16 protein-coding genes are annotated in these 20988 nt (G+C 71.2%); 7 read left to right on the top strand and 9 right to left on the bottom strand.

The annotated features are described in order from the left end of the window. Positions 1 to 16 precede the first annotated feature (16 nt). Genes BCD48_RS37260 through BCD48_RS37250 form a run of 3 tightly spaced genes read left to right on the top strand, consistent with a single transcriptional unit; the run spans position 17 to position 2789 of the window. Complete coding sequence (locus BCD48_RS37260; protein ID WP_071053102.1) at positions 17 to 568, top strand: PadR family transcriptional regulator; 552 nt, start codon at positions 17 to 19, stop codon at positions 566 to 568. Next, complete coding sequence (locus tag BCD48_RS37255; RefSeq protein WP_071053101.1) at positions 565 to 1287, top strand: ABC transporter ATP-binding protein; 723 nt, start codon at positions 565 to 567, stop codon at positions 1285 to 1287. Before BCD48_RS37260 ends, BCD48_RS37255 begins: the two co-directional genes overlap by 4 nt. Further along, positions 1284 to 2789 (top strand): FtsX-like permease family protein, encoded by a 1506-nt coding sequence (locus BCD48_RS37250; RefSeq protein WP_071053100.1) that lies wholly within the window; start codon positions 1284 to 1286, stop codon positions 2787 to 2789. Before BCD48_RS37255 ends, BCD48_RS37250 begins: the two co-directional genes overlap by 4 nt. 161 nt (positions 2790 to 2950) lie before the next feature. On the opposite strand, the gene BCD48_RS37245 is transcribed toward BCD48_RS37250, so the two are convergent. The 6 genes from BCD48_RS37245 to BCD48_RS37220 form a co-directional block, all read right to left on the bottom strand. Then, positions 2951 to 4189, bottom strand: a complete 1239-nt coding sequence (locus BCD48_RS37245; protein ID WP_157910608.1) for an ABC transporter substrate-binding protein — start codon at positions 4187 to 4189, stop codon at positions 2951 to 2953. 161 nt (positions 4190 to 4350) lie between these two features. Then, positions 4351 to 5613 carry a branched-chain amino acid ABC transporter permease gene (locus BCD48_RS37240; protein WP_071053099.1) on the bottom strand — a complete coding sequence of 421 codons (1263 nt, stop codon included), beginning with the start codon at positions 5611 to 5613 and terminating at the stop codon, positions 4351 to 4353. Continuing rightward, entirely contained in the window at positions 5606 to 6517 is a 912-nt protein-coding gene (locus tag BCD48_RS37235) for a branched-chain amino acid ABC transporter permease (protein ID WP_071053098.1), read from the bottom strand. Before BCD48_RS37235 ends, BCD48_RS37240 begins: the two co-directional genes overlap by 8 nt. Next, positions 6514 to 7551, bottom strand: a complete 1038-nt coding sequence (locus BCD48_RS37230; RefSeq protein ID WP_241842297.1) for an ABC transporter ATP-binding protein — start codon at positions 7549 to 7551, stop codon at positions 6514 to 6516. The genes BCD48_RS37235 and BCD48_RS37230 overlap by 4 nt, the downstream gene beginning before the upstream one ends. Positions 7552 to 7649: 98 nt before the next feature. Beyond that, a complete protein-coding gene (locus tag BCD48_RS37225; protein ID WP_116271798.1) occupies positions 7650 to 8606 on the bottom strand; it encodes an ABC transporter ATP-binding protein in 957 nt (318 codons plus the stop codon). An 873-nt stretch (positions 8607 to 9479) separates the two neighbouring features. Further along, positions 9480 to 10094 carry a TM2 domain-containing protein gene (locus BCD48_RS37220; protein ID WP_071053096.1) on the bottom strand — a complete coding sequence of 205 codons (615 nt, stop codon included), beginning with the start codon at positions 10092 to 10094 and terminating at the stop codon, positions 9480 to 9482. 266 nt (positions 10095 to 10360) lie between these two features. Here BCD48_RS37220 and BCD48_RS37215 point away from each other — a divergent pair, with 266 nt between their 5' ends. Further along, positions 10361 to 11791, top strand: coding sequence for a hypothetical protein (locus BCD48_RS37215; protein ID WP_071053095.1), 1431 nt, complete (start codon positions 10361 to 10363; stop codon positions 11789 to 11791). A 22-nt stretch (positions 11792 to 11813) separates the two neighbouring features. Here the strand turns inward: BCD48_RS37215 and BCD48_RS37210 are convergent, their stop codons facing one another. The 3 genes from BCD48_RS37210 to BCD48_RS37200 form a co-directional block, all read right to left on the bottom strand. Further along, complete coding sequence (locus tag BCD48_RS37210; protein WP_071053094.1) at positions 11814 to 12929, bottom strand: acyl-CoA dehydrogenase family protein; 1116 nt, start codon at positions 12927 to 12929, stop codon at positions 11814 to 11816. Between the two features lie 11 nt (positions 12930 to 12940). Continuing rightward, positions 12941 to 14227: an acyl-CoA dehydrogenase family protein gene (locus BCD48_RS37205; RefSeq protein ID WP_071053093.1), complete on the bottom strand. Its 1287-nt coding sequence runs from the start codon at positions 14225 to 14227 to the stop codon at positions 12941 to 12943. A 73-nt stretch (positions 14228 to 14300) separates the two neighbouring features. Further along, a complete protein-coding gene (locus BCD48_RS37200; RefSeq protein ID WP_071053092.1) occupies positions 14301 to 14822 on the bottom strand; it encodes a MarR family winged helix-turn-helix transcriptional regulator in 522 nt (173 codons plus the stop codon). Between the two features lie 377 nt (positions 14823 to 15199). On the opposite strand from BCD48_RS37200, the gene BCD48_RS37195 reads away from it, so the two are divergent. The 3 genes from BCD48_RS37195 (at position 15200) to BCD48_RS37185 (ending at position 20689) form a co-directional block, all read left to right on the top strand. Next, a complete protein-coding gene (locus BCD48_RS37195) occupies positions 15200 to 17377 on the top strand; it encodes a glycerol-3-phosphate dehydrogenase/oxidase (RefSeq protein WP_071053091.1) in 2178 nt (725 codons plus the stop codon). A 331-nt stretch (positions 17378 to 17708) separates the two neighbouring features. Continuing rightward, positions 17709 to 18371 (top strand): hypothetical protein, encoded by a 663-nt coding sequence (locus BCD48_RS37190; protein WP_071053090.1) that lies wholly within the window; start codon positions 17709 to 17711, stop codon positions 18369 to 18371. Positions 18372 to 18427: 56 nt separating this feature from the next. Continuing rightward, on the top strand, positions 18428 to 20689 hold the full coding sequence (locus tag BCD48_RS37185) for a type I restriction-modification system subunit M/S (protein WP_071053089.1): 2262 nt from the start codon (positions 18428 to 18430) through the stop codon (positions 20687 to 20689). Positions 20690 to 20988: the final 299 nt, after the last annotated feature.

Raw genomic sequence — 20988 nt, 5'->3', positions numbered from 1 at the left:
ACTACATAGTTGCGGAGTGTCTTCGACCGGATCCGTCACGTCGCACGTGCTGCTGGGCCTGCTGGCCGGCGGGCCCCGGCATGGATACGAGCTGAAGCGGTCCTACGACGAGCAGCTGCCGCGCGCGCGGCCGCTGGCGTTCGGGCAGGTCTACACGACGCTTGCCAGGCTGGTGCGCGACGGCCTGGTGACGCCCGTGGGCCAGGACCAGGCCGGCGGCCCCGAGCGCACCAGCTACGCCATCACCGCCGAGGGCCTCGCGGGCCTGCGCGCCTGGCTCACCGCGGTGGAGCCGCCGGCGCCGCACGTCGCCGGCGCGCTGCTGGCCAAGGTCGTCGTCGCCCTGTTCGCGGCGGACGCTGCCACGGCGCGGGACTACCTCGTCGCGCAGCGGGCGACGCACGCCGCCAGGCTGCGCGAGCTGACGGCGCTGAAGGCCGACCCGGCGACGGGGCTGTCCGACGTGATCGCCCTCGACTACGCCATCACCCACCTCGACGCCGACCTGCGCTGGCTGCGCACCACGCTGGAACGGGTCGCGACTCAAGCCCAGGAAGGCTCTGCATGACCACAGTCCTGCTGGAGGCCCGCGGCCTCGTCCGGTCGTACGGGGCCGTCGCGGCCCTGCGCGGGGTGAATCTCGCGATCGCGGAAGGGGAGATCGTCGCGGTGACCGGGCCCAGCGGCTGCGGCAAATCCACCCTGCTGCACTGCCTCTCGGGCATCCTGCGCCCGGACGCCGGCGAGGTCGTCTACCGCGGCCGACGCATCGACAACCTGTCCGAGGCCGAGCGGTCCCGGCTGCGGCGCACCGAGCTCGGTGTGCTGTTCCAGTTCGGGCAGCTGGTCTCGGAGCTGTCCGCGGCGGAGAACGTGGCCCTCCCACTTCTGCTGGCCCGCACCAGCCGCCGCCGCGCCCGCACCGCCGCCCTGTCCTGGCTCGAGCGGCTCGGTGTCGCCGAGGTGGCGGACGCGCTGCCCGGGGAGATGTCCGGCGGGCAGCGGCAGCGCACCGCGCTGGCACGCGCGCTGGTCACCGAGCCCCGGGTGCTGTTCGCCGACGAACCCACCGGCGCGCTGGACACCCTGGCGGGCGAGCAGATGCTGGGGCAGCTGGTGCGGCTCGCGACCCAGCAGAGGACGACGGTCGTCCTGGTCACGCACGATCCGAAGGTCGCCGGCTACGCGCACCGCGAGATCACGCTGCGAGACGGCCAGATCGACCCGACCGGGCTCGGCCTCGCCGGCGCCGGGCTGGCCATGGTGGACACCGAGGGCGTGGGATGAGGCCCGGAACGCTTGTGCGGCTGGCGTCCGTCGGCAGCCGGGCCGATGCCCTGCGCGTCGCGCTCACCGCGTTGTCCGCGACGCTGGCGACGCTCGCCGTTCTGACCGCCGCCACAGTGCTGGCCATCCCCGAGCTCGCCGGCCCGCTCGCTGGCACGGCGGCCAACAACACGACCTACCGGAGCGCCCTGCTGAACGAGCCCGGCCTGCGGCCCGGCGTGGTGATCGCCCTGATGCTGCTGACCATCCCGGTGCTGGCGCTCGCGGGCCAGTGCGGACGCCTCGGGGCGCCGGCCCGCGACAGAAGGCTGGCCGCGGTTCGGCTGGCGGGCGCGACCCCTGGTCAGACCGTCTCGCTGACTGCCGCGGAGACCGGGCTGGCGAGCACGCCCGGCGTGGGTATCGGGTTCGCGGCCTATCTGGTGGGCCGGCGGGTACTGGACCGGCCGAACCAGGACGGCCGGCTGCCGCTGCCGACGGATGTTCTGCCGCCCTGGCCGGCGTTGCTCGCGATCGCCCTGGGGCTACCGCTCGTCGCCGCCCTGACGGCGGCGCTCGTGCTGCGGCGGGTCCGGGTCACGCCGTTCGGCGTCGTGCACCGGCAGCGGCTCCCGGCTCCCCGGCCGTGGCCAGCCTTCCTGATCGTGCCGGGGGTGGCCTGCTTCGCCGTGTTGCGACCGCTCCTGCGGTACGCCGAACGCCACCGGCTCGACGTGCCAGAGGGCGCCTTCATCGCGCTCCTGTTCGCGGGCGCGCTGGCCGCACTCGTCGGGCTCCTGCTGGGCACCGGCTGGATCTCCCACGTCGCCGGCCGGGTTCTGCACCGGGTCGCGCGCCGGCCAGCCGCACTGCTCGCCGGGCGCCGGCTCATCGCGGACCCATGGGCCAGCAGCAGGGTCTTCGCCGCGGTGCTCGCCTGCGTCCTGTTCGGCGGCGGCGCGGCGGGGATGCGGGCCTACTTCGCCACGGAGGCCGACACCCGGCGGGCCTACGACCAGTGGTGGACCGTCCAGCAAGGATTCCGATACACGCCGGGTGGCGATGATTCCTCCCTACGGGACATGGACCTGGTCTACGCGGCGGTGCTGGTGGGTCTGACGATCGCGACGCTCGGCCTGCTGGTCGGCCTCGCCGAGGGGATCGTCACCCGCCGCCGGACCTACGCGGCCCTGGTTGCCTCCGGGGTGCCTCGCGGCGTTCTCGCCCGCTCGATGTTCTGGCAAACCCTTACACCCGCCGTGCCCGCGGTGCTGGTAGCGCTGGCGGTCGGCGTGACGATGACCTGGTCGCTGACGATCGAGGCGAGTACCGGAGGCCAGGTCGGGACGCTCCCGGGCGGCCCCACCGCCGTGGCACCCGAGCTCACTCGCGGGGTCCCGATCCCGTTCGCCGACCTCGGGCTTTTCGCCGGCGGCACGATCCTCGCGATCGTCGCGATGACCGGCCTCGCCCTGCTCTTCCTCCGCCCGAGCGTGTCCACGGAGGAGCTGCGCACCACGTAACGCGACGCTGACCTCGCCCGCCGGTCTGGCGGACGAGGTCAGCGGTGACGACGTGCCACCGTTGTCCCCGCGGTCATCTGTCCCCGCGGTCGCCGCCCGCCTGGGCGCACGGCGACCGCGGGAATCCGGTCACCCGATCAGATGGTCAGCGGGTCAAACGACTACTTGGCGCGGACGTAGGTCTTCGCGTTCGGGCCCTCGTAGAGCGGAGCCACGATCTTGAGGCGGACGTCTGCGGTCGCGTCTGGCTTGACGACGAAGGACTGCCTGGTCGGGGAGATGCCGGGCTTCGAGTAGTCCAGCTTGCCGGTCAGGCCACCGGTGTCCAGCGTGGTCAGGCCCTTCTTGGCGGCGACGATACCGGCGGGGGTCAGGTCGCCGGCGGCGCAGGCCGCTTCCAGGATCTTGGCCATCACGGTCGCGGTCGCGTAGCCCGTGGAGAGCGCGGGGGTCGGGATCGCGTCGGCCTTGCCCACCGCCTGCCGGTAGGCGGCCAGCACGGTGGCGGCCTCGGCCGTCGGGAGGGTGCCGTTCCCGCCGGCGAAGTAGAACCGGTCCAACAGGACGTCCTTCGCGTCGCCGGTCAGCAGGTCCGGCGTGTAGGTCGGGCCGTTGCCGAGGAGCGGCACGTTCAGGCCCTGGGTCTTGGTCGCGGCCGCGAGCGCGGCGGTCTGCGTCGGCGTGCCGGTGATCGCGATGACCCCGACTCCCTGCCCCTTGAGGGCAGTCACCTGCGAGCTCAGGTCGTTCTGTAGGGGGCCGACCTTCTGCTCGAAGACCTGGGACCCGTTCTGCGCGGCCCAGTACTTCACGCCGGCGTCGGCGTTGATGCCGTACTCGCTGTCGTGGTAGATGTGGCCGATCTTGACGCCCTTGGAGATGACGCCCTTCTCGAGCAGGTAGTCCAGGCCGTTGATGGACTCGACGTCATAGGTCGAGCCGACGATCGCGTAGTTCGGGTTGTCCGAGAGGGACTGCGACCAGGCCAGTGGGATCCCGACCAGGTCGTCGGCGGTGAGGTCCTCGGACAGCGCGGTGGCGATGGCCGAGCCGAGCACCATCTGCATCGCCGCCACCTTGGGCTTCATGGCGGCGTACGCGGTGGTGGCCTTCTGAACGTTGTAGCCGCTGTCGGCGTTCTCCAGCTTGACGGTGTACGTCCCGCAGATCCCGCCGTTCTTCTGGTTGTAGTCCTTCCAGAAGAGGTCATAGGCGATCGCGAGGTCCTTGCCGCTGGCGGCGAAGAATCCGGTCACGTCGTTGAGGTTGCCGAGAGTGAGCTCGGTTCCGCTGATCCCTTGGCCGGTCTTGACGACCTTCGCGCTTCCGCTGGCCGCGGGCGCCGCGGGTTTGTCGTCGTCGCCCTTGGTACTGCAGGCGGCGGCCAGCAGGGTGACCACCGAGAGGCCTAAGGCCAGCGAGACGCGGCCAGCTGACCGCCATCGCGGCCCGCGGCCCCGCCCAGCCATGACTGGAGACATAGAGGTTCCCTTCTTCCCCCGGCTCACCCGAATGGCGAGTCCGACACACGGCGTCTGGCAGGTTCCGACCCGGTGGTCCGTCAGCCGCCGGAGGTCGCGTCGGCCGGCGCGCCCACCGGGACGGATGTGGCGGCGCCGGCCGCGTCCACGTCGGCGGTGCCGCCCGCCGAGGCGCGTTCGCCGCGCGGCGGAGCGGTCCCACCGCCGTCAGGTGGTAGCCCGTCGTCTCCACGGCGCAGCGCCGCGGCGCGGCGGCGGCGCACCAGTGCGTAGGCGATGCCGGCGAGCCCGCGCGGCTGGAAGAGGACGAAGAGGATCACGGCGATGCCGTAGGCGTACTTGGCCGCCTCCGCGGAGGTGACGCCGCCGCTGCCGGGCTCTGCCAGGAACGGCAGGCTTTCGCTGTACTGCTCGAGCAGCAGGGGCAGCCCGATGACGAAGACCGCGCCGGCCATGGCGCCGCCGACCGAGCCAAGACCGCCAAGCAGGATGATCGCGAGGTACTGGATCGAGACCTCGACGGTGAACGACTCGGGCGCGACGCTGCCGATCGACAGGGCGTACAGCACCCCCGCCAGCCCCGCGTACATCGAGGACACGAGGAACGCCCTGGCCCGGTAGCCGGTGACGTCGATGCCGGTGACCGCGGCCGCGATCTCGCCGTCCCGGACCGCCCGCAGCGCCCGCCCGGGCCGAGACCGCAGCAGGCCGTAGGCGAACCAGGCCGCGAGCACGACGAGGACGAGGCCCAGGTACCACAGCCGCTCCGCGCGCCCGAACGGTACGCCCAGCACCTTGAGGCCGGAGTTGTCATCGTCGAAGACGAACCCGAACAACGAGAAGTCCGGGGTGCGCCGGCCGTTGTAGCCGCCGGTCAGCGGGGACGCGGAGTTCAGCACGTGCTGGCCGACGAACACCAGCCCCAGCGAGGCGATGCCGAGGTAGATCCCGCGCAGCCGCGCGGCGACCGGGCTGAACAGCAGGCCTGCTATCCCGGAGATCAGGACGGCGAGCACCATCGCGAGAAGCGGTGGAAGGCCGAGCCCGCCCAGGTGACGGCTGCCCAGCGTGCTCGGCTCGCTCGCCAGCCAGCAGTAGCTGATCGCGCCGACGGCGAGGAAGAAGGCGTGCCCGAGCGAGAGCTGGCCCGTGGTGCCGACGAGGATCGTCAGGCCGATCGCGCCGATCACCGCCGCGAAGATCGAGAAGCCGACCCGCAGCCAGAACTCCTCCAGATACAACGGCAGCGCCGCGAGGATCAGCAGGGCCACCAGCAGCGACACCAGGAGGAGCCGGGTGGCCAGCGCCGCGCGCGGCCCGTGGGAGACACGAACGTCAGACACGGGTCAGCTCCCTCGTGCCGAACAGGCCGGCGGGACGCGCCAGCAGGACCGCCAGCATCAGGACGTAGGGCACGGCCCCGCCGAAGTCGCCGCCGAGGAACTGCAGATGTTCGGCATAGCCGGCGATCAGGGACTGGACGACGCCGACGAGCACTCCGCCCGCCAGCGCGCCGGTGGTCGAGTCCAGGCCACCGATGATGGCGGCCGGGAAGGCGAGGAACGCGACGGTGCGGATCGACGGATCCAGGCCGGGCGTCGGGCTGCCGGTCAGGAAGACGGCGGCCACGGCCGCGAGCCCGCCGGCGACCAGCCAGGCCAGGGCGCTGACCTGCCAGTGCCGGATCCCCATCAGCGCGGCCGCCTCCGCGTCCTCGGCGCTGGCACGCAGCGCCACTCCCCAGCCGGTGAAGCGGAACGCGGCAAGGAACGCCAGGATCAGGACGGCCGCCGTCCCCATGGCGATCAGCCGGTTGTAGGAGAGGCCGACGCCGCCGACCGAGAAGGCTCCGGTCCCCCAGGGCTGGTCCAGGGAGAGCACCCTGGAGCCGATCCGCCGGGTCAGGTCGGTCGCGATCACGATGTCCAGGCCCAGCGTCATGATCGTCAGGGCGGCGACCTGCCCCTGGCTGGCCAGCCCCGTGCCCCGGCCCACCCGGGAGAACAGCAGCCGTTCGAGGACGACGGCCAGCAGCGCCGTCCCGGCGACGCCGATCGCCACCGCCGCGGCGAACCCGATCGACGGCACGAGCCGGGCGGTCACATAGGCGCCCACGAAGAGCATCGAGCCGTGCGCGAAGTTGAGCACCTCACTCGCCTTGAAGATGATCACAAATCCGAGCGCGATGAGCGCGTACACCGCGCCCTGCGAGATCCCGTTGACCAACAGCGAGACGAACGTCGTCACGGCTGCTCCTTCCCTGTGCTGACCGCGACGGTTCCGACGTCCCCGCCGTCCGCGGGCGGGTCCTTCGCCTCCGCGCCAGCGCCGGCGCTCTGGGTGCCGGTACCGCGCACGCCGGTGTTCTCCTTTTCGGCGCTCTCCTCCGTGGCGCCGCCCTCGGCTCTGTCGCCCGCGGAGCTGGCGCCTTCGGGGCTGGCGCTCGCGGGGCTGGCGCTCGCGGGGCTGGCCGCGGGGTCGTCCTCGTCGCCGGTGCCGAGATAGGCGCGGATCACGGCCGGGTCGCGGCTCACCTCGGTCGGGGTGCCGTCGGCGACCACCCGGCCGAAGTCGAGCACCGTGACCTGGTCGGCCAGCGACATGACCATGGTCATGTCGTGCTCCACCAGCAGGACCGTGATCCCGAGGGAAGCCCGGATCGCCCGGATCGTCGCCGTCATCTGGGCGGTCTCCACCGCGTTCATGCCGGCGACCGGCTCGTCCAGCAGCAGCACCCGCGGCTCCGTCGCCAGCGCCCGCGCCACCTCGACCCGCTTGCGGTCGCCGTACGGAAGGATTCCGATCGGCACGTGCAGGCGCTCTCCGAGGTCGAGGAACTCGGCGATCTCGCGCGCCCTGGCCCGGTGCAGCCGCTCCTCGTGGCGCGCCGAGGGGATCCGCAGGCCCGCGCTGAGAAAGCCCGTGCGCATCAGGTGATGCCGGCCGATCATGATGTTGTCGAGCACCGACTCGTACGGTGAGCCGGCGAGGTTCTGGAACGCGCGGCCGACCCCGAGTGCCGTGACCCGGTGCGGCCGCTGTCCGGTCAGCACCGTGCCCCCGAGCAGCACCCGGCCGGACGTCGCCCGGTACACCCCGGAGATGACGTTGAACAGCGTCGACTTGCCGGCGCCGTTCGGCCCGATCACCGCGTGGATGGTCCCTGGCTCGGCCCGCAGTGACACGTCGGCGAGCGCGGCGAGCGCCCCGAAGCGAACCGTCACACCCTCGACCGCCAGCGGTTCGGCCACCGCCAGCGAGTCGGTCACCTCCGTGGCCACGACGTCGCTCACTGTGCCTCGGGTTCGCTCCGTCGCCGCACTCGCTCCGCGGCCGTCCTCGTCCCTCGGACGACCACTCCGCTCGATTGCTCCTGCGCTCACTTCGGCTCCCCCGCGGGCACGCCGCCCTGGTCAGCTGCGGCACCGACCCGGCCCCGGGGCCGGGGCAGGAGCCGCCGGGCCGGCGACGGCTGCCACCGGGACAGCGTCCGCGCCGGGCTCGCCGGCCGCGGGGGTTCGGGATCCGGAGATGCGGGGCTCGCGGGATCACCGGGGGCGGGAGGTGCGGCGCCCGGAGCGGCCTCACCCGCCACCGCCAGGTAGCGCCGCGCGACCTCGTCGGAGGCTGCGAGCTCGGCCGACGGCCCCGACAGCGATGTACGCCCGAGCTCCAGGACGTAGGCCACCTCGGAGAGCGCCAGCGCCATGGCGGCGTTCTGCTCGACGAGGACGACCGAGACGCCCTGGGCGTTGATCTCCCTGATCGCCGCGCCGATCTTGCCGATGATCTGGGGGGCGAGCCCCAGCGACGGCTCGTCGAGCAGCAGCATCCGGGGCGCCGACATCAGGCCGCGCCCGATCGCGAGCATCTGCTGCTCGCCGCCGGACAGCAGCACGGCCCGGGAGTCGCGCCGTTCGGCCAGCAGCGGGAAGAGCTCGTAGACCCGGTCGCGGGCCTGGGTGCGGGCCGCCCGCCCGCGCACCGACATCCCGCCCGCCCGCAGGTTCTCCTCGACGGTCAGCCGGCCGAAGATCCGGCGTCCCTCGGGCACGTGCACCAGGCCTAGCCGGACGATGTCCGCGGCGCCCCGGCCGGCGAGGTCCTGACCGTCGAACCGGAGCGCGCCGGCGGTGACCTTCCCGCCGTGCATCCCCAGGGTGCCGGACACGGTACGCAGCAGCGTCGACTTGCCGGCGCCGTTGCTTCCCAGCACCGCGACGACCTGCCCTGTGCCGACCGACATCGTCACGCCGCGCAGCGCCCGGACCACGCCCGCATAGACAACCTCGAGTGAATCGACGACTAACAACTCCGGCTGGCTTCCAGCAACCACGCAGGACCTCCGCGGCACCCAGGACCCGTCAATCCAAAGATCAACGAGAGACAGTTGCACAATGAAACGTGTCGCAGGTCACCAGGATTGCGGTATCAGGCCGACAACACAAGCGACTCGGGCAAACACGCACAGCGCCGGCCAGGCCGGGCAACCGGCCGCCCGACTCGCGCCGGCCGAGCCAGGGCAGGCCGAACGTCCGGCCTGCCCAACCCGCGCCGACAACGGAACGGAGCCGGGCGTGAAACGGGTGGTCGCACCCGTCGCGACCCCGCCAGCGAAGATCGGCAAGCTGATGGAGACCGCGCGCCGAGACCGCCAGGGGACTGTCGCGAGTGAGCAGCCGGGCACCGCGCGTTGCCGTTGTCGCCCGCGCGAGACCGATCAGTGCGAAAGCAGCCGACCCAGGTCGGCACGAAACGCATTCACGACACCACCAGTGACTAGTACGACACCCGAGTAGCTGTGCCGTGGGTCACAAGAATCACCGCATGCGGCGGCAAGCGCAAGTGATCCGGAGCGGTGAGGCGCGAGACCGCCCGGCCGTCGGTCACCAACGGGCGAACGGCCACCCGTCACACCCGCACGGCCCGCGCAGGCATCTGACACGTTCGGCGCGCGGCCCGCCGCTCCCGGATCCGTCGGAGATCGCTGGCCGGGTATGCGTATCGACGCGGCGCCTGGCCAACGAGGACTCGCGGAAGCGGCTTGGTGCCGCTTCCACCAAGATTCGGCCGGTGGCATCGCCGCGCCGCGGGCTAGACCAGCGGTTCTGTGTCCGGATCCGAACCGGCGAGGGTTCGGAGTCCGGATCCGGATACAGCCCCGGCGATCCCCCGGGCCGAGGGCGGGCGAACGTCGCCGGGGACGGCCCTAGCCGCGCAGCGGGCGGCCGAACTTGTCGCGGACGTTGCCGGTCAGCATCATCACGCCGTCGATGAGCGACCAGATACCGAGGCCGCCACAGGTGAGCAGCTGGGCGACCGCGATCCCATAGTCGCCCATGTACCAGCGGCCGGCACCCACTCCGCCGAGAAGAAGCTGCAGCAGACCGGCCGTCAGCTTGTCCTTGTCCGAGAGCGGCTCACCGGTGATCTGGTGCCGGCCGAACGGCGCGGACGGGTCGGCTCCGTACGGGTAGCCGGGCCCGTAGCCAGGAGCCGGCGGATAGCCCGGGGCTGGCGCGAATCCGGGGCCTGGCGGATAGCCCCCCGGCTGCGCATACCCGGCATTGGGGTCGGCGCCGGGCGGGTAGCCCCCGGTGGGCGGGTACCCCGCGTTCGGGTCCCCATAGCCCGGGGCGGGCGGATATGCCGCGTTCGGATCCCCATAGCCCGGGGCGGGCGGATATGCCGCGTTCGGATCCCCGTAACCGGGGGCAGGCGGGTATCCCTGGCCGGGCTGCGGGTAACCCGCGCCAGGCGGCGGCTGATCGGGCCCGGGCTTCGCGAACGGGTCCGGCATCTGGCCAGGCGCTGGGGTCGTCATAGGGGCTCCAAGTGTTCCCGGACTGGGCGGAACCGTACCAGCGACGATCCAGGCGCAGTGCGGCGCCGTCCCCGACGCGACACCGAGCCGTACGGACGACCAACAAACGGCTATCGGTACGGAAGGCGCACTACCGGGCCACATCCGCGGTGGCGCGTCCCGCCGGTCGACCGTGGCTCACGGTGACAAGGTCACCGCGAAGAGGGGCCGGTGCCGAACGGACATCCCGGCCGACCCGACAGACAGCCGGTGGCCGGAGCTCACGCATGGACAACCTCTCGGTGATCCCAGCCGCACGCGGCGAGCGGCCGCCCCCGCCCGGCTCGCCGACGGTACCGGTCACGATGAACCGCCCGACCACCACGAGGCACGTCGCCAGTGCGACTGCCGGCACCGACGCGGCTACCGGCACCGACGCGCCCGTACCGTCGCCACCGCGCGACCGGACTCTCGCCGACGCCGACGCCGACGCCAATGCCGAGGCGCCGACCATCACCATCGCCCTGCCGATGCCGAGACGCGACGAGTCCTCGCGGGTGAGGGGCGGGCCGCCCGCGGACACCGTTCCCGACGCCGGCAGCGCGTCGGACCCGCGTCGGCCGCCCCGTGCGCGCGGCGGCGCCACGGCGGCGCGGCGCGCGGCGGCGACGGCGTCCAGCTCGGCCAGGGCGACGTTGGAACCGCTGGGCGGCCGGGTCGAGCACCTGCTGCGCGAGCGGCTCGGGGTGACCCTTCGCACGCCCGGTCGAGGCGGCCGGATCTTCCTGACGATAGCCGGCGGCACGGTCATCCTCATCGCCCTCGGCTCGGTGGTGCTGGGCATCGGCGGCGGGCCGGCGGCGCTGCGCCCGCTCACGCCGGCCACCACCACCGCCCCGATCGCGACGACGAGTGAGCCCCGCCAACCGGTGAACGAGGTGGCGGGTATCCCGATCACCGCCACGCGGACCTACCTGCTGACCTCCTACGCGCCCGGCCGTGGCTACCGGAGCCGGGTGGAGGCCTCGCCGCGCGAGCTAGCCGTCGGTCGGCAGTACCGGCACCTACCCCGCCGCGGTGACGACCACATGTCCACCGCGGAGATCGTCTTCCCGCTGCTGCCGGCGCCGGCGGCCTGCGTGAGCCGGGTGGAGCTGCGGCTCACGCTGCTCGGGACCGAGGGCGACCTGGACAACGAGGGGCCCTACCCGCTGGCCGCCTACCCGTCGGCGCTCACCGGGCTCGCCGCCGGGAAGGTTCCGGCCAGGGTCCCCACGCTCGACCTGGTCGCGAACCGCCCGCGTGGCAGCCTCGACTGGACCCGCTACGACGGGACGCAACCGGCCGGCGACCTGGCTGCGCCCGACCAGCCCGCCGACGACCTGGCGGCGGCCGATCGGCCCGCCGGCGGCGATGCCACGAGACAGGCGCCGCCCGCCGGGCCCCGAGAGGTCAGTGCGGATGTCACCGAGCTCTACCTGCGCTGGGTCGCTGGCATGCCGACGGCGAAGGGAGAGATCAGCGTCCCGCTTGGCACGCCGCTGGTGCTGGCCGTGCGCCCCGCCTTCACCAACATTCTCGGCACCTGGCGGCACACATACGGCGGCAGTGACACCAGCGCCCCGCCACGCCTGGTCTGGAACCGCCTCGTCCACTGTCCTCCCCGACCGGCGGCACCTTCCCCACCGATCGCGCCCTCCCACCGATCGGCTAGGTAAGGCACGAAGCAGGCGACGCGTTTCAGGCGTCGATGCTCAGCGCCGCGATCCGGTCCAGGTGCTCGCCGGCGTCGCCGAACGTGCCCACGAGCCGCTTGGCCCGCTTGTAGAAGAAGTGCGCCTCGTGCTCCCAGGTGTAGCCGATCCCACCGTGATACTGGATCATGGCCCCGGTCGCCCGCTCGGCCGCGTCGTTGGCCTTGGCCTTGGCGACCGCGACGGCGAGCGCGGCGTCCGGTAGCGCGGCGTCGACGGCGTGCGCCGCGTAGAGCGCGGCGTGCTCGGCCATGAGGACGCCGACATGCAGGTCGGCGAGCGTGTGCTTGATGAACTGGAAGCTGCCGACCGCCTTGCCGAACTGGACTCGGGTCTTGTCGTACTCGATGGTCCTGGTCAGCGCGGCCCGGGCGGTGCCGACCAGGTCGGCGGCCGCGAGGACGGCACCGCGTCGGCTCAGCTCGGCGAGGACGGCCGCGTTCGACTCTGGCAGCCGCTCGCCGGCGGCGCCGTCGAGGGTGAGCGCGCCGAGGCGGGTGGTGCCGTCATAGGTGTCGAGCGCCGTGACGGTGACGGACGCGGACGTCGGGTCGACGAGGTAGAGGCCGATCCCGCCATCCGGCTCCTTCGCGGCGACGACCGCCGTCCGGGCGACCCCCGCGTACTCGACCGGAGACGCCGTCCCGGTCAGCCGGGTACCTCCCGGATCGATGTCAGCCGTCACGCCCACCCCGGACTGGTCGAACGAGCCGCCGGGGGCGCGCAGCGCCACGGTGGCGACCAGCTCGCCGGCCGCGAGCGGGCCGAGCACGGCCGCCCGCTGGGCGGGTGAGCCGGCGAGCCGGACGGCCTCCCCCACGAGCACGGTCGGCAGCCACGGCCCGGGCACGGCGCCGGCGCCGAACGCGCGGGCGAGCACCTGCGCGTCGAGCAGGCCGAGGCCCATCCCGTCGTTCTCCTCGGGCACGAGCACGGCGAGCCAGCCCTGCTCGGCGAACGCCTTCCACAGCTCGGCCGGGTGGCCGTCGCCCGCGGTGTCCTCGAACACGGCGCGCACGGCCGTCAGGTCGAACCGGTCGGCGAGAAAGTCGCGGACGGTCTCGGCAAGTGCCCGCTGTTCGTCGGTCAACGCGAAGTACACGGCGATTCCCCCTACCGCGGCAGGCCGAGCACCCGCTCGGCGACGATGTTGCGCTGCACCTGCGACGAGCCGCCCCAGATCGTCACCGACCTGGTCCAGAACGCCTCGAACTGCAGCGAGGCGAGGTCGAGGCCGTCGACCGGGCTGGTGACGACGCCATCCAGGCCGAGCAGATGGTCGAACGTCTCGAAGAGCTTCTGGTAGGTCTCCGACCACTGCAGCTTGGTGATCGACGACTCGGAGCCGAGATCGCGGCCCTGCTCGACCTGGGTGAGCACGTGCATCGCGTGGTAGCGCAGGCATTCCAGCTCGACGAGGCGGCTCGCGAGCTCGCGGCGCAGCGTCGGATCGGTGTCCCGGCCCAGCCGGCGCGCGGCGGCGACGATCTCGTCGTAGCCACGCCGGTACGTGGCGTACTGCGAGATGCCGGACGCGCCGCGCTCGAACGACAGCAGCAGCATCGCGGTCTTCCAGCCGTTGCCGACGCCGCCGAGGCATTCGGACGCCTTCACCCGGGCGTCGGTGAAGAACACCTCGCCGAACTCGCTCGCGCCGCTGAGCTGGCGCAGCGGGCGGGTCTCGACGCCCGGCTGACGCATGTCGACGAGCAGCATCGAGATGCCGCGATGCATCCCATGGCTGCGCCGCGCTTCCGGGTCGCGTCGCGCTGTGCCCGCCTCCAGAGCACCCGATTGATCATTATTTGTGCCGACTGGCGAGATCCCACCCTCTGCCTGCCGGCCCGGGCCCGGTCCCGGCTCGGTACGCACCAGGGTGAACAGCTTGTCGCCGTGCATGGCGTTGGTCGTCCAGATCTTCTGGCCGTTGACGACGTACTCGTCGCCGTCGAGCACACCGGACGTGCGCAGCGCCGCGAGGTCGGAGCCGGCACCCGGCTCGGAGAAGCCCTGGCACCAGATCACCTCGTTGCGCAGCATCGGGCCGATGATGTCGCGCTTCTGCTGGTCGGTGCCGATCGCCATCACCGTCGGCGCGAGGAACGTCAGGCCGAGCGCGTTGGCCGACTGCGGGGCGTGGGCGAGCGCCATCTCCTCGTCGTAGATCGCCTTCATCCCCGGGGTGCCGCCGCGGCCGCCATACTCCGTCGGCCAGGCGATGCCCGCGAAGCCCGCGTCGTGCTTGCGTCGCTCCCAGTCACGGCGCAGCTCGAAGCCCTCGTCGTCGGAAACGCTCCGCCAGAAGCTCGGGTCCCGCCAGGCGGCCGGGATGTTGGCGTCGAGCCAACCGCGCAGCTCCGAGCGGAACTTCTCCTCCTGCGGGGTGAACGTCAGGTCCATGGTGCTCGCTCCGCGACTCGTCGGTAACGTCGACTCGTTAGCAATGTTGACTCGTTAGTAACATGACGGCGGATCAGGTGGCAGCTGACGGGCCCGTCGCCGGCCGTGCCGCGCCCCTGCGGGCCGCCGCTCCGTCCGGACGGGGCATCTGCGGGTCAGGTAGCTCGTTGTAGCGCGCGAGCAGGCGGCCGAAGACGGCCAGGTCCTCGTCGGGCCAGCCGTCCAGGCGGGTCTGCATCCGGGCGCGCAGCACCTTGTCCACGGCGTCGAGCGTCGCCTGGCCGACGACGCTGACCCGGACGAGCTGGACGCGGCTGTCGGCGCGGTCGGGCTCGCGGTCCACCAGGCCCGCGGCGACCAGCTCGCTCAGCTGTCGGCTCACCGTCGACTTGTTAAGCCGGAAGAAGGCGACCAGGTCGGCGGCCCGCGCCTCACCCACCTCGGAGAGGTACAGCAGCAGCGAGTACGCCGCCAGCGACAGCCCCGGATGCAGCTCGCTCGCCTCCCCCCGAACCCGCCGGACCAGCTGCGCGAGTTCGCTGTAGATGGCCGCGGCCAGATCCTCGCGCCCGGACCCGGCGGCCCGTTCCGTCATGCCTGCTCCCCTGGTATGGCCATCCTTGCCCCCTACTGCCCGCGACGGGCTCCAAGCGCGCCAGGCGGCGCCGTCGTGGCGCCCTTCCCCCGAACAATGCCTGGACGGGCTCCAAGGGTGCGAGGCCGCGCCATCCGGCAGGTCAGCACGCCTTCGCCCGCGGCCACGTGCACGCGGGAAATTTGGTTGAGTTAGGCAACCGAAACGTATGACAGTCTGCCGGGTCGCGGCCCGACAACGGCGCACTATCCCGGCCGGAGTGGGCCGGAGTGGACGGCCCCGACGGCGACTGTCGGCGCCACCCGGCACGATGGTGTCGGGCGGCCCACCCGCCCGCCCGCCCGCTCCCCGGTCGCAGGAGCCAGGAGGTAGACCCGATGACCGGATCGGCCCGTTCGGCCGGCCCCGCCCCCATATCGAGCGCCCCGACCATCGAGGTGGCCGGCAGCCCCGGCCGGCTCGGCCCGGCCGGGCGGGCGGCTGCGCTGCGCCGCCTCGCCGAGGAGACGTTCGACGTCCTCGTCATCGGCGGCGGTGTCACCGGCGCGGGCACGGCACTCGACGCGGCGTCCCGCGGCCTGTCCGTCGCCCTCGTCGAGGCCCGCGACCTGGCGGCGGGCACCTCGAGCCGCTCCAGCAAGCTGATCCACGGCGGCCTGCGCTACCTCGAACAGCTCAACGGCGCGCTGGTGCGCGAGGCGCTGCGGGAGCGGACGCTGCTGCTCGACACGCTCGCCCCGCACCTGGTCCGCCCGGTGCAGTTCCTGCTGCCGCTGACCCACCACGGCTGGGAACGCGCCTACATCGGCAGCGGGGTGCTGCTGTACGACACCCTCGGGCAGGGCCTGTCCCGGATCGGCCCCGGTGCCGGCGCTCCACGCGTTCCACGGTCTGCCTCGTCGACCGGGGAGGGACCCCGTGCCGGCGGCCTGCCGATGCACCGGCACCTGACCCGCAAGGCGGCGCTGCGCGAGTTCCCGTCGCTGCGCCCGGACGCGCTGGTGGGCGCGATCCAGTACTGGGACGGCCAGGTCGACGACGCCCGGCACACGATGTTCGTCGCCCGCACCGCCGCCCGGTTCGGCGCCGCGGTCGTGACGTCGGCGGAGGTCGTCGGCCTGCTGCGGGAGGACCGGGACTCGTCCCCGATCGGCGAAGACGGTCCGGGAGATCCGCGGGTGACCGGCGCGATCGTGCGCGACCTGGAGGCGGGCGAGGCAGCCGGCTCCCCCGGAACCCGGGAGATCCGCGTCAGGGCGCGGCAGACGATCAGTGCGACCGGCGTGTGGACCGACGACCTGCACGCGCTGATGGGCCGGCCGGGGCCGGTGTCCGTGCGCGCGTCCAAGGGGGTCCACCTGGTCGTCCCGCGTGGCCGCCTGCTGGGCGCCACCGGGCTGATCCTGCGCACCGAGCGCAGCGTCCTGTTCGTCATCCCCTGGGGCAACTACTGGATCATCGGCACCACCGACACCGACTGGGAGCTGGACCTCGCCCACCCGTCCGCGACGCGCGCCGACATCGACTACCTGCTCGACCAGGTCAACCGGGTGCTGCGCACCCCGCTCACCCACGACGACATCGTCGGCGTCTACGCCGGCCTGCGCCCGCTGCTCACCGGCGAGTCCGACGACCCGGCGCAGCTGTCCCGCGAGCACGCCGTCGTCGCCGCGGCCCCGGGGCTCACGACCGTCGCCGGAGGGAAGTACACGACCTACCGGGTGATGGCCGCCGACGCGGTCGACGCGGCGGTGGCCGGGCTGGCGAATACAGTCCCGCCGTCGTGCACGGAGAAGGTCCCGCTGCTCGGCGCCGACGGCTACCACGCGGTGTGGAACGGGCGTGAGCGGCTGGCCGGGCGCGCCGGCCTGCCCGTCGCCCGGGTCGAGCACCTGCTGCGCCGGTACGGGACGCTCGCCGAGGAGCTCGTCGGCATGATCACCGCCGATCCGCGGCTGGCCGCGCCCCTGCCCGGCGCGGAGGCCTACCTGGCGGTCGAGGCGGTGTACGCGGCCTCACACGAGGGCGCGCTGCGCCTGGAGGACGTGCTGACCAGGCGCACGCGGATCTCCTTCGAGGCGGCGGACCGGGGCCTGGCGGCCGCCCGCCCGGTGGCGGAGCTGATCGCCCCGGTGCTCGGCTGGGACGAGACGCGGACGCACGCCGAGGTCGAGCTGTACGAGGCCCGCGTCGCCGCCGAGCGCGCCTCCCAGCAGGAGGACGACGACCCGTCCGCGGACGCCGCCCGCCTCGCCGCCCCCGACGCCCGCCGTCTCCCCTCCGTCCGCGCCACCGCGCACCCCGGGCTGGCACCCACCCCCGCGCCGGCGGGCCCTGAGCCCGAGCCGGCGACCCCCGCCGCCGGGGTCTCGATCAACGCGGCCGCGGCCAGCGCCGCGGCCGGCCTGCGCGCGGCCCGCCGCGTCGTCGTCGGCAGCATCGCCGGCTCCCGCGCACATCCGCCGATCGGCCCGACCACCGACGGGACAGGCCCCGACCGCTCCGGCGGCACCGACGACGCTGGTCCCAGCACGATGACGGATCTGGCCTCCTAGCGGAGTCCCGCTGTCTGGCGGCGCCATGCACCCCATGTCGCCGCCAGACAGCGTCCCGTGCCAACGCCACGAGCGGTTCCGGGTTCACACTTTACGCGCACTGCAGTGCGCTTGCCAACATGGACAGACATGCGCTACCTTCATCCGTAGCGCATGATCTCGTCCGGTCAAAGCCGGTACCTGCACCAGGGCGGGAGCAGTCGCTCCACCGGGCCCAAAAAATGCCGTGCCCCGGGCGGCATGCGATGCAGAGGCGTGCCCGGGGCGTACAGCGCGACCATACCACGCGGCCAAGAGCCGCGTCACGACCTCGCATGCCTCGGAGAGCGCCATGAACACCGCGCCACCCCTCTGGATCCACGACATGCTCTCGGCCCCGCGCTTCGCCCGCTACCTTCAGACAACCAACGGGGACGCCGAGCAGGCGATGCGCCTGTACTGGTGGAACGTCGAGGTGTCCGCGGCTTTCTACGGGCCGCTGCACTGTCTTGAACTGGCGCTACGTAACTCCATGAACACCCACCTACGCGCTCGCTATGGAGTGGCAGACTGGTGGACAGTCGCTCCGCTCTCCGAGGCGAGCATGCGGAAGGTAAATGAGGTCCGAGCCAGTCTCGCCGCACGACGCTCGCGGCCCAGACGTGCCGACGACGTCGTTGCCGCGCTCACCTTCGGTTTCTGGGTGTCCTTGCTGAGTAGGAGCTACGACCGACACCTATGGGTCCCCGTCCTGAACAGGGCATTCCCCCGATACTCCGGCAGGCGCGACCAGCTTCACGACAATTTTCTCTCCATGCAGCTCTTCCGTAACAGGATTATGCATCACGAGCCCATTCATCACCGCGACCTGATAGCAGATCATGCGAAGATATACCGTCTAATTGGTTATATCTCGCCGAATGCGGCGCAATCCGTAGCGGCCCTCGACCGTGTGCCTGACGTACTGGCGCGGAGGCACACGCTCCTCAACGGCAGCCACCGATCCAGCTTCTAGCTCAATTGTTGCCGTTCGTTCGCCCGGAGGCGAACCTCTCACATTTAGGTTCCTGGATGCCGACGGAAGAGAAGCGTGTCTCAGCGGCCGACATTGCGCGGCTCGCCGGGGTGAAACTATCAGCCGTCAGCAACTGGCGAAGGCGGCATCCAGACTTTCCCTCGGCCATTGTCGAGAACGGGCGCGAGACGTTTGCCGGCATCGAGGTCTCGGCGTGGCTCGATCGACGGAAGATCGCAGCTGGCGATCTCCGGCCGAACGAGAAGCACGGCATGACGTACGGCGACCGGTTTCAACGTAGGATACCGACCCCTACTCCCGTGGACACAGTCGCAAGCCAGTCCCAATCCCTTTGGCGGCCCTTGGACCACCTTCGCGGGCTGGGAGTCCGCCGCGCTCTCCCACTGGTTCTCACGATGCTGTGGATACGCTTCTACGCGCCGGAGGCATGGGCCGACGTCCGGCTGTCCGCCCTTGTCAACGGCGACTTGAATAGAGCGCTCGAGCGCTGCCTCAGGATCGACGAGCAAGCCCTGTCGGAAAGTCGGCGCCTCTTCGACCCCGTACATGACGCCGGAGAGGCACGCGCTCTTCAGCAGGTCATAGGGGCGGTCGACCGCATCGATCCAGGGGACATGAGCGGCAACGCGGCTTTCGTGCGCCTGCTCACCGATGAGATCATCACCCGCTTTGCCGCCACGGAAGGGCGGGCGGGCGACACCCTGACACCGAACTTCCTGGTCGATCTTGTCATGCGGTTGACCGACCCTACACGCGACGAGAAGATCTACGATCCATTCTGCAGACTGGGTGAATTCCTCACGGGAGCGGCCGCGTACATCAGATCGACGGACGGCGGCAACGAGGCGGTGCATCCGACACTGTGCGGCTTTGCCTCGAATCTCGATGTTCTCACGCTCTCCAGGCTGCGCCTTCGCCTGCACGGTCTTCCCATCGGCGAGCTTCGCCTGGCTGGAGCACCGGCGGAGAGCAACGATCGGCGCCTGTTCGATGTCATCACGACGAATCCCCCCTTCAACGTGCGGAACTGGGCCTATGAAGATCTGGTTGGAGACGAGGGCTGGCCCTATGGACCACCTCCTTCCAGCAACGCCAACTTCGCGTGGATCCAACATGCGGTGGCGCGTCTCGCTCCGGGCGGGCGAGCGGCGATCATCATGGCCAACAACGCCGCCTCGTCGGAACACGGTATAGAAAAGGCGATACGGTCTTCCCTCGTAGAGGATGGTGCCATCGATGCGCTCATCTCACTGCCAGGAAAACTTTTCTTCTCCACCTCCATACCAATCATGATATGGATTCTCAGGAGAGCGGAGAAAAATACCGGAGAAGATATTCTTTTCGTCGACGCCAGCGGCATCGGAAAGATGGTCGACCGCACGCATAAAAAATTGGACGAGAACGACATACGGCTTGTCAGTAAAATTTTTCACGATCGAAGTACGGCCAGTTCTGGGTCGACAGCTTCGCGACTTGTCCCGATCCAGGAGATTCGCGAGAAAAACTATAATCTGAACCCCGGAAGATACGCCACCCGCACCACGAACAAGGTCGACATCAAGTCGACGATCGACTCGGCGGAGCGGCTCCACCGGGATATTCTGGACCAGATCACGGAGTCAAACAGAATACGTGATCATGCGAACCGGACGATGGTGGCGGTCAAAGAATTGGTACATGCACCCAGGGAGCCGGGGCAGCAGGCTCGGCTGGGCGATGTTTGTGACGTGCTCGCGGGACCGTCGGGTGCCGCGCTACGGCGCACCGGCCCTCGCGGTGGGGTACCGGTCATCAAGCCGAAAAACATTGGAGAAAACCGACTTGTTCTGGACGGGGTTGACCACGTCGACGCCGACGGTGCCGAGCAACTCAGCCGCTATCGCCTACTCGCCAACGACATCGTTTGCACGAGGACCGGCGAACTCGGCCGGCAGGCGCTTATAACCGACAACCAGGCAGGCTGGCTATTCGGCACCTCGTGTATCCGGCTCCGCCCGACGCCCGTTCTTAGCGCACACTACCTTCTCTATTATATTGGGCATCCTGCGACGCGGGACTGGATACTCCGGCACTCAGGTGGATCGGCGATACCCACGCTGACGACATCCACTTTGCGGGAACTCCCGATTCGGGTACCTTCCAGGGCCACGCAGGACGCAGTCGAGGATCTACTCGGGACGCTGGACAGAGAAATCGCTCTCCACCACAAAATCGAACGAAGCGCCACCTCGCTGCGCGATACGCTCCTGCCACTGGTTGTGCCCGTAGCGCAGGACCACCTCAGTCCCGCGGACTGACCGTCCGCGGACGCGGCCTTGACGGCCTCCGACAAGAAGGCCATGGGACCCATTCCCGACACGGTCCACGGGCCTGCAGATGGGCCGGATACCCGCGCGGTCGCAGGGGTATGAACTTTGTCGGTCTTGTGCCACCCGACGGCAAGCTCATCGACAAGGGGCAGGGACCAGCGGAAGATGGCCGGGGTGAGCTGACGGACCGTGAGCCGCCGCTTTGAGCGACCGGCGGCGGGAAGACGTCGATGCGAAGCGTGGCGGACGAACACGGGTGGAGCGTCGGTCGAGCACGGTCGGGCCGG

The organism is Pseudofrankia coriaricola (assembly GCF_001854805.1).
Lineage (GTDB): Bacteria > Actinomycetota > Actinomycetes > Frankiales > Frankiaceae > Pseudofrankia.
The sequence above is the reverse complement of the archived record's forward strand: the minus strand, read 5'-3'. Positions and strand labels throughout refer to the sequence as shown.